16 protein-coding genes are annotated in these 16,452 nt (G+C 60.9%); 5 read left to right on the top strand and 11 right to left on the bottom strand.

All coding sequences use genetic code 11. The features are described from left to right. Positions 1-270 precede the first annotated feature (270 nt). The gene (locus BKD70_RS19860; RefSeq protein WP_047275748.1) at positions 271-1,980 is read right to left on the bottom strand and encodes an amidase; all 1,710 of its coding nucleotides are present in this window, start codon (positions 1,978-1,980) and stop codon (positions 271-273) included. 490 nt (positions 1,981-2,470) lie between these two features. Here BKD70_RS19860 and BKD70_RS19855 point away from each other — a divergent pair, with 490 nt between their 5' ends. Next, complete coding sequence (locus BKD70_RS19855; RefSeq protein WP_052892180.1) at positions 2,471-3,244, top strand: hypothetical protein; 774 nt, start codon at positions 2,471-2,473, stop codon at positions 3,242-3,244. Between the two features lie 316 nt (positions 3,245-3,560). Here the strand turns inward: BKD70_RS19855 and BKD70_RS19850 are convergent, their stop codons facing one another. Beyond that, positions 3,561-3,809: a DUF2092 domain-containing protein gene (locus tag BKD70_RS19850; RefSeq protein ID WP_094987551.1), complete on the bottom strand. Its 249-nt coding sequence runs from the start codon at positions 3,807-3,809 to the stop codon at positions 3,561-3,563. A gap of 293 nt (positions 3,810-4,102) precedes the next feature. Here BKD70_RS19850 and BKD70_RS19845 point away from each other — a divergent pair, with 293 nt between their 5' ends. Together BKD70_RS19845 and BKD70_RS19840 are read left to right on the top strand one after the other, a co-directional pair. Next, complete coding sequence (locus BKD70_RS19845) at positions 4,103-4,456, top strand: lipoprotein (RefSeq protein ID WP_047275745.1); 354 nt, start codon at positions 4,103-4,105, stop codon at positions 4,454-4,456. A gap of 30 nt (positions 4,457-4,486) precedes the next feature. Then, positions 4,487-6,850, top strand: a complete 2,364-nt coding sequence (locus BKD70_RS19840; RefSeq protein ID WP_047275743.1) for a DNA polymerase II — start codon at positions 4,487-4,489, stop codon at positions 6,848-6,850. Here BKD70_RS19840 and BKD70_RS19835 read toward each other — a convergent pair. Then, positions 6,847-7,128, bottom strand: a complete 282-nt coding sequence (locus BKD70_RS19835; protein ID WP_047275741.1) for a hypothetical protein — start codon at positions 7,126-7,128, stop codon at positions 6,847-6,849. The two genes, BKD70_RS19840 and BKD70_RS19835, sit on opposite strands and share 4 nt — an antisense overlap. A gap of 156 nt (positions 7,129-7,284) precedes the next feature. Here BKD70_RS19835 and crcB (BKD70_RS19830) point away from each other — a divergent pair, with 156 nt between their 5' ends. Beyond that, complete coding sequence (crcB, locus tag BKD70_RS19830) at positions 7,285-7,665, top strand: fluoride efflux transporter CrcB (RefSeq protein WP_047275739.1); 381 nt, start codon at positions 7,285-7,287, stop codon at positions 7,663-7,665. A gap of 15 nt (positions 7,666-7,680) precedes the next feature. Beyond that, positions 7,681-8,085: a fluoride efflux transporter CrcB gene (gene crcB / locus BKD70_RS19825; protein WP_047275737.1), complete on the top strand. Its 405-nt coding sequence runs from the start codon at positions 7,681-7,683 to the stop codon at positions 8,083-8,085. A gap of 48 nt (positions 8,086-8,133) precedes the next feature. Here the strand turns inward: crcB (BKD70_RS19825) and kch are convergent, their stop codons facing one another. The 8 genes from kch to BKD70_RS19785 all read right to left on the bottom strand — a co-directional run bounded on the left by kch (position 8,134) and on the right by BKD70_RS19785 (position 16,398). Next, a complete protein-coding gene (kch, locus tag BKD70_RS19820; protein ID WP_047275735.1) occupies positions 8,134-9,309 on the bottom strand; it encodes a voltage-gated potassium channel protein in 1,176 nt (391 codons plus the stop codon). A gap of 82 nt (positions 9,310-9,391) precedes the next feature. Next, positions 9,392-10,450: a HoxN/HupN/NixA family nickel/cobalt transporter gene (locus BKD70_RS19815; protein WP_047275734.1), complete on the bottom strand. Its 1,059-nt coding sequence runs from the start codon at positions 10,448-10,450 to the stop codon at positions 9,392-9,394. 26 nt (positions 10,451-10,476) lie between these two features. Then, positions 10,477-11,469 (bottom strand): urea transporter, encoded by a 993-nt coding sequence (yut, locus tag BKD70_RS19810; RefSeq protein WP_047275732.1) that lies wholly within the window; start codon positions 11,467-11,469, stop codon positions 10,477-10,479. Positions 11,470-11,554: 85 nt separating this feature from the next. Then, positions 11,555-12,520, bottom strand: a complete 966-nt coding sequence (locus BKD70_RS19805; protein WP_047275730.1) for an urease accessory protein UreD — start codon at positions 12,518-12,520, stop codon at positions 11,555-11,557. After that, positions 12,517-13,161 (bottom strand): urease accessory protein UreG, encoded by a 645-nt coding sequence (gene ureG / locus BKD70_RS19800; protein ID WP_047275728.1) that lies wholly within the window; start codon positions 13,159-13,161, stop codon positions 12,517-12,519. Before ureG ends, BKD70_RS19805 begins: the two co-directional genes overlap by 4 nt. Before the next feature lie 68 nt (positions 13,162-13,229). Beyond that, a complete protein-coding gene (locus BKD70_RS19795; RefSeq protein WP_047275726.1) occupies positions 13,230-13,916 on the bottom strand; it encodes an urease accessory protein UreF in 687 nt (228 codons plus the stop codon). Positions 13,917-13,936: 20 nt separating this feature from the next. Continuing rightward, a complete protein-coding gene (ureE, locus tag BKD70_RS19790; RefSeq protein WP_047275724.1) occupies positions 13,937-14,617 on the bottom strand; it encodes an urease accessory protein UreE in 681 nt (226 codons plus the stop codon). Between the two features lie 62 nt (positions 14,618-14,679). Beyond that, positions 14,680-16,398 carry an urease subunit alpha gene (locus BKD70_RS19785; RefSeq protein ID WP_047275721.1) on the bottom strand — a complete coding sequence of 573 codons (1,719 nt, stop codon included), beginning with the start codon at positions 16,396-16,398 and terminating at the stop codon, positions 14,680-14,682. Between the last annotated feature and the right edge of the window lie 54 nt (positions 16,399-16,452).

Raw genomic sequence — 16,452 nt, 5'->3', positions numbered from 1 at the left:
ACTTAACAATCTGCTCATTAGCCAGATCTGTATAGCTAGCAGATCTATTAGGTGCTTGCATGGGCTGACGTCCACCAAACCACCGTTTGATGGACGCTCCGTCAGTCGCACATAAAGTGAGCCCGCGAAGATCGATTGCAAGCATGCTGGGTTGAATGCAAGCACAGTCGCAGCTAATGCGAGCATGGGGGCCGCTTCAGTCGCAATTAATTCGAGCCTGAAAGTGCGTTGATTGCAAGCTTGGTCGTTTTCGATTGCAAGCACTTACACTTAGGGTTTGCTGAGCGGTGGGGTACGCGGCGGCACCTTGCGTTTCGAACCGGTGGCTTCGAATGCGCTGGCCAAGGTCAACAACGCCGAGTCATGGTAGGCGCGGCCAGCAAAGGTCAAGCCAACAGGCATGCCGATGTCGTGCATGATGCCCATCGGCACCGTGACCGTCGGCACGCCCAGGTGTCGGATAGCCAGGTTGCCGTTGGCCACCCACACGCCGTTGCTCCAGGCGATATCTGCTGACTCGGGGTTCACGTCGGCATCGGCCGGGCCGACATCGGCGACCGTCGGGAAAATCACGGCAGCCAGCTGGTGCTTGTCCATCCAGTCTTCGAGGTCGATTTTTCGGGTTTTTTCCAGCCCGCGCAGGCCATCGGGCAAGGACGCAATCTGATCCCAGGGCGTGATGCCGCGTTTGGCCATTTTCACGTACTCGTCCATGCCGGCCGCGAGGTCGTCTTCGCGGTTGGGCAGGGTGCCGGGGTCATGGGGGAAGATTTTCGGGCCATCCACATCGGCCAGACAGTTGAGTTTCGGGTCGCCATTGGCACGCAGAAAATCATCGAACGCCCAGGCCGACAGATCCCACAATTCGTCATGCAAGAACGTTTCGGACACCAAACCGCGGTTGAACACCGTGGGTGCTCCCGGGCGATCGCCCTCGCAGTTGGAGACCAGCGGGAAATCCACTTCAATCACTTCAGCGCCTGCCGCTTCCAGCGCCCGGCGCGCCTGCTGCCACAGTTCGATGATCGAGTCGCGGGTAATGATCTTTTGCCCGGTCGGGCCGCCGATCCCCGGTTTTTCGGACGTGCCGGCGTCGGGGTCGGCATTGATGTACATGCGGGGCACGCCAAAGCGTTTGCCCGCCAGGGCCTGTGGCGTGGCCGTCAGTTGCAGGTACGATTCGGGGCGCACCGAAGAGGCGCTCGGGACAGGCACCCACGGTTGCAAGCGCCACAGATCGCCACGGGTGTCAGGGTCGTCGGCAACCACGATGTCGAGCACTTCAAGCAGGTCGGCCATGGTTCTGGCAAACGGTACGACCACATCCATGGTCGGCGTCAGGGGCCAGTTCCCGCGCACCGAAATCACCCCCCGGGACGGGGTATAGGCGCACAGGCCATTGTTTGACGCAGGCCCACGGCCACTCGACCAGGTTTCTTCCGCAAGACCGAACGCGGCGAAGCTGGCGGCGGTGGCGGTGCCCGCACCATTGGATGACCCGGAAGCAAACGGCGCAGTCAGGTAATGCGCGTTGTAAGGGCTTTCGGCCCGGCCGTATACGCCGCGTTGCATGCCGCCGTTCGCCATGGGCGGCATGTTGGTTTTGCCCAGGCAAATGGCGCCCGCTGCACGCAGCCGTTCAATGGTGAACGCATCGCGATAAGCAATCAGGTCCTTGAAGGCCGGGCTGCCGGAAGCCGCGGTCAGCCCCTTGACCAGATAACTGTCCTTGGCGGTGTAGGGGATGCCGTCCAGCGGACCCAGGGTTTGGCCTGCGGCGCGGCGTTCATCTGACGCGCGCGCTTGGGCCAGTGCATCCGGGTTGCGCACCACAACGGCATTCAGCGCGGTGGGGGTGTCCGGGCCGTCATACGCGTCGATGCGTTGCAGGTAAGCCTGCACCAGCGCCACGGCGGTGGTTTGCCCGGATTCCAGCGCGGCGCGTAAGTGGGCAATCGATACTTCAGTCACTTCGATCATGCGTTCACCGCCTGGGGTCCGAAGGCATGGACATGATGGCTGGCATCACGTGTGGAGGTCGGGCAGAAGGCATCGTGTGTCTCAAACTGGCAGGTCATATCGGTTCTCATTGCACGGCTCACGCAACAGGGGCTGAACGCGGGTCTGTTACCGTTTCATTGCAAGCCGCGTCACCGGCTAACGGTGACACGCGACCCGAAGGGACGAGCATCCACGTAGTGCAGTGCGGCGTTGCTCGACGCGTGTTGGGAGCAACCCAACCACGCCTCTCGCGCTTTGCCCTGCACCCGTAGACTCTCGTCGCGGTGGCGATGAAGTGGTAACAGACCTTGGGGGCCAGAGCTTAGCGAAATCCCGGGCGTTTAGGCCATCACCAATGCACTTTCGGGTGCCGGGTCGATCCATTTATCGATTCGCGCGGCGGGAACCGGCATTCGATTACTCAGTCATAGCCATGTGCCATATCGGCCCTTTGGAAAGGAATCATTCGATGTTCAGTGCCCGCCACCCTTTTTTTGCGATGACCGTCCTGGGTGCAGCGTTGCTGATGCCAGGGAGTGGGGCTCAAGCCGCCAGTGAGCCGACGCGTATCGTCATGGGGCCGTTCAGTGCCGTGTACAACGACGCCATTCTGGCGGGTGCCAGCGAGGCGGGCAGAACCTACACCGTGCGCAGTGCGGGTTTCACCGTCAATGACCTGCAACAGATGAAAAAAACCCTCGACGACAACAGCCGGGCCCTCGCTGAACTGCAGTCGCTCAAGCAGACGGTGAGTGAGCAGGCGCGCCAGATTGAAGCGCTCAAACGCGACACCGGGTCGATTCACAGCACCGGCTCCAATGAGCTGTCGCGGCTGACACGCACCACCGAAGAGCAAAAGAAAGAACTCGACAAGCTCGCGCAACAAGTGGAAGTGCTCAAGCGTAACGCGGGCGCCACTGACGTAACGGCGCTCAAAAACACGCTCGACAGCCAGGGCCGTACACTCGAGAAGCTCGACAGGGAGGTGCAAGACCTCAAGCGCAATGCCGGTTCCAGTTCCAGCTCGGGTGCCAGTGAATGGTCTGCACTCAAAAACAAAGTCGATAGCCATCACAACAGCCTGGACAAACTGGAGCGTCAGCTCGACGACGTGAAACGCAGTGCCGGTTCAAACTCAAGTGCCGCCGACCTGTCTTCCCTCAAGCGCGAAGTGAGCGATCAGCAGCGTGCAATGGAAGGGCTGAAGCGCAGCGTTGAAGACCTCAGCCGCAAAGTGAAATGAGGCGTGGAATGGGATCCATTTTGGCCCACGGCTGAAAAGATTCAGCTTATAGCCATTTGGAATAACCTTATGGGACTAATATTATTAAAAACATGTGGTTATTTAATGACTTAGGTCAGTAAAGAATTGGAAAAAAACGTGCAAAATATCTTGTTACGAGTTGTAACGCTGAGGTAAGATCGCCCCGCGTTCACCTACCACGGTTTATGCATTTTTTAAGGCCCAAGTTTCCATCAGCTACTTGGGCTTTTTTTTGGCAGGGCGATTTATTGGATCCAAAGTTGTCAGGGCCATGAGCCCCATCAGCCGCGCGGGATCACTTGAGGCCCCGGTTACGGCGCCAGGGTGCCGGCGTTATACGCGCCGGGCTTTGGTACACGGTGAAAGCATGGCCGTCGTAATACAGGCTGCGATGTTTGCCCTGATTGTCCACCGTGACCATGAGTTTGTCGGGTTGCTTGGCCAGCAGGCGCGTGTGGTGGCGGATTTCTATGCTCTGGCCGTTTTCCAGCACGTGATCGATCTGGGCCCCAAACTGCTTGAGGCTGCGCAGGTCACTGCCCATGCGCGCCAAGGCCTGCACGGCGGCGGGTCGACCTCATCAGCGGCGTGGCACAGGCGGGACACCGCCAGCAAGGTCCTGAGCAGCGCGCGATGCACAATAGCCATGGCCCGGCCCTTATCAGACGAGCGGCAAGCGAACGGTCCAGGTGTTCACATCCGACGAGCCGGTGCGTTCTGCGACGATCACGGTTTGACCGCCGCCCACTGCACGTCCACGGGCTGTCGAACAGGGTGCGTCAATGAATCCCGGCTGGCCGCGTGCTATCGTGCACGCCTTTTTCGAGGGGTAATCCGATGCGAATGCTGATTGGCGCTGTGAGCCTGGCCCTGCTGGGCGGTTGTGTTTCCTCTGCGATGAATGAGGCGCGTCACCAGACGCCGGTGCGGGTGCTGGCTTCCAGTAAAGCCACGCCGTTGGTGGCACAGTGCATTCAGTTTTCGTGGCAGGACGAAGCCGTGTTCGGCGTGGATGCCAGCGGCTACATGAACACCGGCAAAGACGGCGGCATGACGGTCTACACCCGGGGCGCCGAATCGTTTGCCGACCTGACGCCCCAGGGCACGGGCACCTCGGTGAGTTACTACGCCGCCAAACCCGATGACAGTGTGGCCATGCGTCGAATGGCGGCGATGGCCACTTGTCTGTAATTACGCGGTCCCGGGGTTGAGGGGGCGCGTGTGAGCCTGCACCACGGTTTTGTGCTGACCCGCCACTGGCGCGACACCCCGTCGGGGATTGAAGTCGAATTCTGGCTGGCCACCGACAACGGGCCACAACGCCTGCGCCTGCCGCTTCAGTCGTGCACCGCGTTCATCCCCGCCGAGCAGCGCGAGCAGGCGCAAGCGCTGTTGCAGGCTGAGCGCGGGTTCGAATTTCGGCCACTGGCGATGTGCGACTTTCATTCGCGCCCGGTGGTGGGGCTGTACTGCCAGCAATACGGCCAGTTGACTGACATCGCCCAGCGTCTGCGACGTGCCGGGGTAGACGTTTACGAGTCTGATATCCGCCCCCCGGAACGCTACCTGATGGAGCGTTTCATCACGGCGCCCGTCAGTTTTCACGGGCACCCACAACCGGACGGCCTGTGGCTGGAGGCGCAGATCAAACCCCATCCCGACTACCGGCCGCGCTTGAAGCTGGTGTCGCTGGACATCGAAACCAGCGAGCAAGGCGACCTGTATTCAATTGCCCTTGAAGGCTGCGGCCAGCGTCAGGTGTACATGTTGGGCAAGGCCACGGCCGCCGATGCCCCGGTGGATTTTGACCTTGAGTTCTGCGCCACCCGTGCCGAGCTGCTGCACCGCCTGAACCAGTGGTTTGCGCGGCACGACCCGGACGCCATCATTGGCTGGAACGTGGTGCAGTTCGACATGCGGGTGCTGCACGAACATGCGCGCCGCCTTGGCATTCCGTTGGCGTTGGGGCGCGACGGCAGTGAGATGCAGTGGCGCGAACACGGCGCGCGCAACAACCACTTTTTTGCCAGCGCGGCCGGGCGGCTGATTATCGACGGCATCGAGTCCCTGCGTTCTGCCACCTGGTCGTTCCCCTCGTTCAGTCTGGAGAACGTTGCGCAAACGTTGCTCGGGGAAGGCAAGGACATCAGCACCCCGTACCAGCGCATGGACGAAATCAACCGCATGTTCGTCGAGGACAAACCGGCGCTGGCGCGTTACAACCTCAAGGACTGCGAGCTGGTGACGCGGATCTTCGAGAAAACGCAGCTGCTGACCTTCTTGCTGGAACGTGCGTCGGTCACGGGGCTGGAGGCTGATCGCAGCGGGGGCTCGGTGGCCGCGTTCTACCACTTGTACATGCCCCTGATGCACCGTCAGGGCTTCGTGGCGCCGAACCTGGGGGAGAACCCGCCCCAGGCCAGCCCCGGCGGGTTTGTCATGGAGTCGCAGCCGGGTTTGTACGAGTCGGTGCTGGTGCTCGACTATAAAAGCCTGTACCCGTCGATCATTCGCACGTTTCTGATCGACCCGCTGGGGCTGGTAGAAGGCTTGCGCGACCCCAGCGATAGCGCGTCTGTGCCCGGCTTTCGCGGCGCCCGTTTTTCCCGCACCCGGCATTGCCTGCCGGCCATCATCGAGCGCGTGGCCAATGGCCGCGAAGCCGCCAAGCGCGAGCAGAACGCGCCGCTGTCCCAGGCCCTGAAAATCATCATGAACGCGTTTTATGGTGTGCTGGGCTCCAGCGGTTGCCGGTTTTTCGACACGCGACTGGCCTCCTCGATCACCCTGCGCGGGCACGACATCATGCTCAAAACCCGTGCGCTGATTGAAGCCAGGGGCTACAGCGTGATCTACGGCGACACCGACTCCACATTCGTCTGGCTGCGCAGTGAACACAGCGAAGCCGACGCCAGCCGCATTGGCCGCGAGCTGGTGCAGCACGTCAATCAGTGGTGGCAAGACCATGTTCGCGAAGAGTACGGGCTGACCAGTGCGCTTGAATTGCAGTACGAAACCCATTACCAGCGCTTCCTGATGCCCACGATTCGTGGGGCCGAGGAGGGCAGCAAAAAGCGGTATGCCGGGATGGTGGAGCGCCCCGACGGGCAGTTCGAGATGGTCTACAAGGGGCTTGAAACGGTGCGCAGCGACTGGTCGCCGCTGGCGCAGCAGTTCCAGCAGGCCTTGTACGAACGCATTTTCAAGCGTCAGCCGTATCAGGATTACGTGCGTGATTTTGTGCGCAGTACGCTGGCCGGTGAGCATGACGACTTGCTCATTTACCGCAAGCGCCTGCGTCGCCCGCTCAGCGACTACGAGCGCAATGTGCCGCCCCATGTGCGGGCCGCGCGGCTGGCCGATGAATACAACGACCGTCACGGACGACCCCGCCAATACCAGCGTGGCGGCACCATCAGCTACATCATCACCGTGGCCGGGCCGCAGCCGCTGGAGAACCTGACGGGCGCAGTGGATTACGAACATTACCTGACGCGCCAGCTTCAGCCGGTGGCCGATGCGATTCTGGTGTTCGTCGACGACGACTTCAGCGCCTTGGTGGGCGGGCAGATGGGCCTGTTTTAAGCCTTGTCCGACGCCTCAGCCAAGGCTTTGGACTTGGCCCGGTCCTTGGCGGCCTTGGCTTCGACGGCCAGGCACTCCATGCAGAACTGCTCGGCGTAGCTCATGAAAATCTCAGTGGTGTCATTTTTGATCGTGCGCGAACCGGCGAGGATGTAGCGCATGCGCTTTTCCGTCACGCCGATGCGCGACGCAATCCAGGCCGGGGTCTGGCCGATGCGATCGACCAGTTTGTTGGCGTATTCGGTGTCAGGGTTGTAGCGGTCAGCATTGGGGTACATGAGTGTTCCGTGTGGGCAGGATGCAAATCAGGGCGGCAGGGTACTCCTTTTTCGCCGGGCTGACGCGGCAAATCCGGCGGCAGGTAGCGAAACGTCCGGCCCGCAGATATGAACTAGAGTTCTTCCCACTCACTGACAGACACGAGAGGGATTTTCATGACTGCGCTGGACGTTTTTTGGGTCGGATTGGGGGGCGGGCTGGGGGCACTGCTGCGCTGGTGGATCGGTTTACGGGTTGGCCAACTGTATAAAGGGCCGTTGCCGCTGGGCACGTTTGTGATCAACGTCAGCGGTGCGTTTGTGATCGGTTACCTGAGCATCCTGTTCAGCGTCGACTGGCGTGACCGTTACGGTGATTTTCTCAACGCGGCCGTGCTCACCGGCATTCTGGGCGGCTACACCACCTTCAGCAGCATGCAACTGGACGCCTCGAAACTGGCCAGCGCCAAGGACCGTGCCTGGGCTGCCGGGTATCTGATTGTTTCGGTGGTGTTGGGGTTGGCGGCTGCCGCGTTCGGCGCCTGGCTGGCGCGTTAATCAGGAGCAGGAACCATGTTGAATCTGATCATGTTGATTTTTGTCGGCGGCGCGTTTGGCGCCATGTGCCGCGAGTTTGTGATGCTCTCGGTGCCACGCCTGGCCGACGGTTTTCCCATGGACATCTTCGTGGCCAACATCGTGGCGGCGTTTTTGTTGGGCGTCGCGACGTCGTTGTTCAAAAGCAACCGCATCAACCAGTACGTACACGTGATGATCGGGACCGGGATCATGGGCGGGCTTTCAACCTTTTCCAGCTTCGTGTTTGGCGCGGTTGAAATGATGAAAGACCCGGCCGGGGTCTTTGTGTCCATCTGCTACCTGGTGGCCAGCCTGGTGATCGGTTTTGCGGCGGTCGAACTGGGGTTGATTGCCGGAGCGAAATGGCCTGCCCGGCCGGCGGACGATAGCCACGCCTGAACGCACGAGCGCAGGCGCGGGGATGGCCCGCGCCTGCGCCTAGGTGCCTTAGCCCAGCGACGTACGCTTGCCGAAGAACATTTCGGTGATCAGGTCATTGTTGATCGCATCCCCCTGCAGGGTACGCACCAGCAGCTCACTGCCCAGCAAGGGCAGTGACAGCACCATGGTAGGGTTGACGCGTTTGACCTTGGCCATGTTCTGGGTTTCGTTAACCAGAGCAATGATTTGCGTGTCGTCACCGGCCACTTCCTTGGCCGCCAGAATCACAAACACGTTTTCCGCGTCACTTTCTGACAGCACCACGATGTATTTCGCTTCGTTGGCACCCGCCAGCTTCAGGGTCGACACGGCCGAGGTGTCGCCTTCGATGATGTCGGCCTTTTCCGGCAAGTCGTGCGGGCTGCCGGGGGGGCAGACCACGGTCACGTGTTCGCCCCGTTCTGTCAGGCCCTTGTAGACGTTTTGTGCCAGAGAACCCATGCCCACCAGGATGTAGTGATTTTTACGCGCCATGTGAGAAATCCTGCCCTTAACAATGCGTTGGATGTTGTTGCTGATCAGCGGACCGGCAATGGACGCCACCGAGATCGCGAAGATGGTGATGCCCAGGATGATCACCGTCAGGGTGAACATGCGGGCATCGGTGGTGTGCGGGACGATGTCGCCAAAGCCCACGGTGGACATCACCACGATGGCAAAGTAGAACGCGGTCGGCAGGTCGGTGACCTGCGGCGCGAACTGTTCGCCCATGTACAGCGTGCCAAGCATGCTGTAGACGATCAGCGAGGCGATGCTGACCACGGCGAAAAAGCTGCCGGTGGCCAGGCTGTAGTGGTCGAAGCGGCGCCAGAAGTACACCAGCACGGCAATGGTGAACAGCGAGAACAACGTCACGCCATCGGGTTGCTTCAGGATGAACACGTCGACGCAGACCGTGGCCACCAGCAACAGCAGGCAAAAGAACCAACTGATGCGCGACTTGATCAGCAGGCCGATGGACATCAACAGCAACACCAGCCCCACCACGAAGCCGGGGATTTCCAGCAGCGCCAGAAAGCTCAGGGCTTCCTTCCAGGAGCTGAACAGGCCGGACGCGGCGTTGGAGTGCGCCACGCCGCGTTGCAACACCGGTAAGAACAAGAGAAAACCGTTGATGGCCACCAGCAGGGCGACCCCGTAGGCAAAGGAGAATCTGGCTTTTACGTCCTCTTTTAAAGTCATGGTTCCTACGACGCCTCAGTTAAAGAATGGATGGAGTGTAGGTCAGCGGCTAACGCGCACGTCCTTTTGCTGAATCTGTTCATCAGGCATTGGCTCCTAAATGGTCATAACCGCGCAGGTAGTAGTTCAAGGCTGAAATCAGCCAGCACAACACGAACATGCCGATGATCCAGTAGCCGATCTCGCCAAAGTGTTTGCTGATGGCGTTGATCGGGGTCCAGATACCGCCCGTCAGTTGCAGTTTGTCGGCAATCAGCCCGAGGGCTTCAACCCCGCCGATAAACAGGGCCACCACCACCGAAGCGGCGGTGATGGTGATGTTGTAGTACAGCTTGCGCACCGGTTTGGAAAAGGCCCAGCCGTAGGCGCCGATCATCACAAAGTTGTCCAGCGAATCCACCAGCGCCATGCCCACGGCAAACAGCACCGGGAACACCATGATCGACCACAGGCTGATGCCATGGGAGGCGCTGGTGGCACTGATGCCCAACAGGCCGATTTCAGTGGCGGTGTCGAACCCCAGCCCGAACAGAAACCCCACCGGGTACATGTGCCAGCTTTTGTTGACCAGGTTGAACACCCGGCGAAACACCCGCGCCAACAGGCCGCCGTTGTTGCTCACCAGCCCGTCCAGCTCGTGCGGGGTGAAGGTTTTGCCAGCCTTGACCTGCTTGAACGTCTTGTACACCGAGATCAGGATCACCAGGTTCAGCACCCCGAACAACAGCAGGAACACCGCCGATACCAACGTGCCGATCAGCCCGCCGGTTTCGTGAAACCACGCCATGTCGTCTTTGAACGCCATGGCCGTGGCGGCGATGGCCAGCGACGCCAGGACCACGATGGTGGAATGCCCGAGGGAAAAGTACGTGCCCACGGCAATCGGGGTTTTGCCTTGTTGCATCAGCTTGCGGGTGACGTTGTCGATCGCCGCGATGTGGTCGGCATCCACCGCGTGGCGCAAGCCAAAACTGTAGGCCAGCAGCGCTGTGCCCATCAGCACCGGGTTGGTGCCGAATTCACTGAAGGCCCAGAGCCATGCCAGTGCGTTGGCGACGATCAGGCCGGTCAGCAAACAGATCGCATTGCGCCGGGTCGTGGAGGGCGCTGCTGTGCCCAGAGGTTCGACGATGGCTGTCATGTAAAGGCTCCGCAAAAGGATGAAGGCTACTGGCGGTGGGCAGGCATGACGTCTTTGTTGGGCACCAGAAATAACCACGACGCCAGTACAAACGGCATGGTCAGGGTCGGTATGCCCACCGGTGCCAGCAGGGTATTCAAAGCCCCTTGCACAAACACCGTGAAAATCACCCCGATCACGGTGTAGATCAGCACCCGCCAACTGGGCGTGTTGAACGTTGAGCCCAGCGCAATGGCGGTCAGCACGGCGCTGAACGCGTACAGGCCATTATTGATGCTGGCATGCTCGGCTTGCAGCACGGTAGCCGTCAGCACCGCCAGCAGCGAACCGCAGACGGCAAACACCGCCGCCCACAGCGAGGACACCGCGAGCCCGGCGAGAAACAGCACGCTGCCGATCAGGGTGCTGATCAGAAACACTTCGGAAATGCCGTTGAACACCCCGTCGAGCAGGTGAATGCCGTCGAACAGGTTGCTGTTGTGGGCGACCAGATCGTGGGGCAGGTTGGGCACCGGCAGCGCCGTATTGGTCAGGCCGCCAAAGGCGTAGCTGGCCAGCAGGATCATCCAGGTCACCAAGACAAACGGGGCAGTCAGGGCGGCGACTTTCCAGGTGTTGAGGATGTCGGCAATGCAGAGCATGACGATCACCGAGACCACGCTGGCAAGGATGATGCACAGCCACAGCACCGGTGTGACCTCAAGAAAGGTCGGCAACGCCGCGCCTACCAGACAACCGTTGTAGCCGTACAGCCCGGCCTTCCACGAGGCGCGGTCCTTGAGGCTTAGCCCGGCGAGGGTCGCCACCGCCGTGCCCAGTACGCAGCCCCAGGCCACGGCCGGGATGCCTTCGGCATAGGCGCCGACGAAGATCGCGGCGAAGAACAACAGCCCGGTCAACGGGTTGTTCTGGAACATGACTTGGGCACAACCGCGCAGGGTGACGTCGATGAACTCGATCCCCCGATTGCCGTTTGCCAGTTGGGTCCATGTAGAACCGGGCGCTTTGGCGACATCCATAGATGCTTCTCCATTCGGGCTGCAAAGGGTGTGCAATCACCGGCGCCGCAGCCGGCCCCGGTCACTACTGCGCAGTGCGAGTCGCCTAGCGCCAGAGAAACGGCGGCGCTACGGTGACCCCCAGAATTTCCTCACGGGCGACTTTCCAGAACTCGCGGACCTGTGCCTTGACCTCACCGCTGTCATTGCCCAGCACCTTGAAGATCAGCCCGCAGTCATTGGGCAGGCGGGTCACGCCACTGGCCAGCCCGGCCTTGATATCGAACAGGGCAGGCATGCGTTCGACAATCCGGTCGTGATGCGCCTTGGGGGTGAGCAGCACCACGTTGCCGAACACGTCGAAGGTCTGCATCACGCCAATGGCGTCGAGGCTTTCCTTTTTGGGCTCCAATACGTATTTCTCGACAAACAGCTCCCGGCCCTCAAGGGTTTGGGCGCAGACCCGCGAGGAAAACACGTCAAAACCGAAGCGTTCATCCACGTGGTGGTATTTGCGCCCGGACATCAGGATTTCGCTGTAAATCGCCGTGGCCGTGGGGTGAATCGTGATCCGGGTGTCGGTGATAAACCGTGCATCGCGGTGCGGGATCAGCGGGTCGGGCATGAACTCCAGGTAGCCGTTTTCCTCGACCCGAAACTGCTGGATCTGCGAGGCATAATTGGCATTCATCGAATGCACTTTGGTGGCCGATTGGGTCGTCACGTGCCCGCAGGCGCCCACGCCCACATTCACGTCGGTGGCCAGGCGGTCGCCTTGCAGCACGCAGCCGGAAGTCGAAATCATGGTCACGCAGGGCAGACCGGGCATTTCTTCGTCCCAATACAAGGCCCGCTGCACCAGTGACGGCACGCGCCGCTCGACATCCGCCAAAATGCTGCGCTCCCCGCGCCGCTCAAACCCCAGGCGCAAGTAACCGCTTTTGCCGACCGCGCCGCTGTGCATCTGCGGCGGTTCATTCTGGTACTCCGCCAGCTCCGGCGCGTCCTGACCCAATGCATGAGCGCGAAGCCGTGAAGGGGTGTTCACGATGTTCAGGCTCTGAGCAGTCATGCAGTGACCTCGTGGGTGGCGGGTTTCTGGGCGAACAGGAACATGTGTTCAATCATGTCCACCAGCTCTTCAATGCCTTGGCCGGTCTTGCAGTTGGTGAGGATGTACGGGCGGTTGCCGCGCACCACTTTGGTGTCGCTTTCCATCACGTCCAGGCTGGCGCCCACGTACGGCGCGAGGTCGATTTTGTTGATGATCAGGATGTCGGCCTGCACCAGCCCCGGACCGTTTTTGCGCGGGATTTTTTCGCCTTCGGCCACGTCGATCACATAAATGTAGAAGTCGGCCAGCGCCGGGCTGAAGGTCAGGGTCAGGTTGTCGCCGCCGCTCTCGATCATGATCAGGTCGCTGTCGGGGAATTTCTCTTCCATTTCCTCGACCGCGGCGATGTTCATGCTCGGGTCTTCGCGCACCGCCGTGTGCGGGCAGGCGCCGGTTTCGACGCCGAGGATCTTGTCTTCGTCGAGGATGCCCTTGAGGGTTCGCTTGACCTGTTTGGCGTCTTCGGTGGTGACGATGTCATTGGTGATGATCAGCGGTTTGTAACCGCGATTGATCAGGATCGGGGTGATCACTTCAATGATTGCGGTTTTACCCGAGCCGACCGGGCCGCCAATACCAATACGTGTAATTTTTTTCACGGGACTTGCTCCTGAAACAGTCTTTTCATCGGGCACCGCGCCGGCAGGGGCCGGCGCGGTGCAGCGGGTCAGTTCATAAACAGCCGCACATGGGCTTTGACGTGGACCGCAGCCAGCACGTCGACAATGGGCACATAGGACGACATCTGCTCGATGTCGCCGATTTCAGCGATGTCGCAAAACGCTTCAATGTCGTGGTTGAGTTCAAACAGGATGTGCTGGGTGTCCAGGTGCGTGATACGCATCAGGCGCATGGCGGCGCTGAGGATGGTCATCGCCACCCCGTACTGGTGCATCACCACCACCTCGCGGGCGCCGATGCCCTGAGTCGACATCACCACGGCCTGGGTCACGGGGTACGTGCCTGCGGCGTTGCCGGCCTTGATTTGTTCCAGCCACCAACGCACCAGCGGGGTTTCCACCACATGGATTGACATCTGCGCGAGTTTTTTGCCCATGCGGGTGGCCATCAGGCGGCTTTCTTCGTTGAGCTTGCGGTTATTGACCGCCCAGTCCGCACGCAAAATGCCATCACGGTCATCAGCGATGGCCGCGCGGTGCGCCGCGACCACCCCCATGCCGTCACAACTGGCGGCCTGCTTGAGCGCCGTGAGTACAAACCCCTTGAGGGTTGCCACATCGTGCACGATGCCGGTCTGGATCGCGGACTCGACCCCGTTGGAGAACGTGAACGCACCGACCGGTAACACCGAGTCGCCAAACTGCATGATGCGGATGAGATCTGCTGCCTTCATGGTCACGCCTTCTGCAAGGTTCAGTGCTTATGGTCGTGGTGCGTATGGCCATGGTCGTGGCTGTGACTGTGGCTGATGCCGTCGCCATGGCTGTGCACGCCGTGAATATTGAGTGCCGCGGCCTCCAGCTTGTCCTGAGGGCTGGCGACGTGGACGTGGGTGTCGGTTTCTTCGGCGCCGCCGAATAGCAGGCGGGCTTCGGAGCTGGTGAGGTGCGGCAGGATTTCGGCGCCGCCGATGAAGGCGTAGGGCAGGTGTTCAAAGCCGTGGGTGCGCATCACCGAGTCCATCATCTTGGTTTCCACGGTGAGCGGGATGTACACCTCGTTGTTTTTGGTCACGGCTTTCCAGTGCTGGTTGCCCAGTGCGTGGCCGAGTTCGAAGCTGGTTTTTATCAGGATATCGAGGGGCTGTTTTTTCAGCTCCTTGAGGTCAATCACCATGACGTCGCGCAGGTTCAGTTGCACCACCACGGCGGTTTTGCTGGCCTCATCCCACATCAGCACATCGCCGTCGGCCAGCACCACGTTGCGTTCCAGCGAAATACCCAGGTCGCGCCCGCCGAGGCTGGTGCGGCGACAGCGGCTTTTCTGCGCTTCGCGCTGATCGAGCACCAGCAGGTCGATGTGAGCGCCTTCGAGTCTGCGCTGCCAGACCGGGTCTTTCTTGGCATTGCCCAGAATGTGTTCAATCAAAATCACGTCGCAAACTCCTTCCTTGATGCCCGGCCATCCACCCACGGGTGGCGGCCGGGCGGTCTGCCTTAACCGAAGAAATACCGCTGGTTCATGGTGGCCACATCGATCGGTTTGCACGTGGCGTGCACGCCGTCGACTTTCACCTCGAACGTTTCTGGGTTGACTTCGATGTGCGGCGTCTGGTCGTTGCGCACCAGGTCCTTCTTGGAAATGGTGCGGCAATTGCGCACCGCCATGACCTGACGGTCCAGCCCGGCCTTTTCCTTGACCCCGTCTTCCAGCGCGGCCTGTGACACGAAGGTCACGCAGGTGTCTTGCATGGTTTTGCCGAAGGCGCCGAACATCGGACGGTAGTACACCGGCTGCGGCGTGGGCAGGGAGGCGTTCGGGTCACCCATGGCGGCCCAGTTGATCATGCCGCCCTTGATCACCAGTTTTGGTTTGGCCCCGAAGAAGCGCGGGTCCCACAGCACCAGGTCGGCCATCTTGCCCACCTCGACAGACCCCAGGACGTGGCTCACGCCTTGGGCAATGGCCGGGTTGATGGTGATTTTGGCCACGTAACGCAGCACGCGGAAGTTGTCGTTGCCCGCGCTGTCTTCCGGCAATTTGCCGCGCGAGACTTTCATGGCGTGGGCGGTTTGCATCACCCGCAGCCAGTTTTCACCGACCCGGCCCATGGCCTGGGAGTCACTGGAAAACATGGAGATCACGCCCATGTCTTGCAGCACGTTTTCGGCGGCGATGGTTTCCGGGCGTACCCGGCTTTCGGCAAACGACACGTCGGCCGGCACGTTGGGGTTGAGGTTGTGACAGACCATGATCATGTCGAACAACTCGGCCTGGCTGTTGACGCCGTAGGGCAGGGTGGGGTTGGTCGAGCTCGGCAGGACGTTGAGCTGGCTGGCCACCTTGATGATGTCCGGGGCGTGACCGCCACCTGCGCCTTCAGTGTGGAAGGTGTGAATAGTACGGCCTTCAAAGGCATCGATGGTGTCTTCGACGTAGCCGCATTCGTTGAGGCTGTCGGTGTGCACCGAGACCTGAATGTCCATTTCATCGGCGGTGCGCAGCGCATGGCGCAGGGCGTTGGAGGTAGCGCCCCAGTCTTCGTGGACTTTAAGCCCGGCCACACCGGCAATGATTTGTTCGGCAAGCGGGTCGCGGGCAAAGGAGTTGCCCTTGCCCAGCAGGCCGACGTTGATCGGCAAGCCTTCGAGCGAGCGCAGCATCTGCCGGATGTTCCACGGCCCCGGCGTCACGGTGGTGCCGTTGGTGCCGTCGGTAGGGCCGATGCCGCCGCCGAAGAACGTGGTGATGCCGTTGGACAGGCCGTGGTAAGCCTGTTGCGGCGAGATCAGGTGAATGTGGGTGTCGATCCCGGCGGCGGTGAGGATCAGGTGCTCGCCGGAAATGGCGTCCGTGCTCACGCCCACCACCATGTTATTGGTCACACCGCTCATGGTGCCGGGGTTGCCGCTTTTGCCGATGCCGCAGATCTTGCCGTCGCGGATCCCCACGTCGGCCTTGATCACACCCTGAATGGCGTCAACGATGGTGACGTTGGTGATCACCAAGTCGAGCACGCCGTTATCGCGGGTCAGGTGGTTGTTGGCGCCCATCCCGTCGCGCAGCGATTTGCCGCCGCCGTACACGGCTTCTTCGCCATAGCCGCGCAGGTCCTTTTCGATTTCTACAAACAGGTCAGTGTCGCCCAGGCGGATCTTGTCGCCCGTGGTCGGGCCGAACAGCCCGGCGTATTCTTTGCGTGAAATAGTTGGCATCGGTGGCTCCTTCCTTCATGCGGCGCATTCGTCAATGGCGCAACGACGCGCAGG

It is taken from the genome of Pseudomonas sp. BS-2016, assembly GCF_001806145.1.
In the GTDB taxonomy this organism is placed as follows: Bacteria; Pseudomonadota; Gammaproteobacteria; order Pseudomonadales; family Pseudomonadaceae; genus Aquipseudomonas; species Aquipseudomonas lundensis.
Note: the sequence above shows the minus strand (reverse complement) of the source record. Positions and strands in the feature narration are given on the sequence as shown.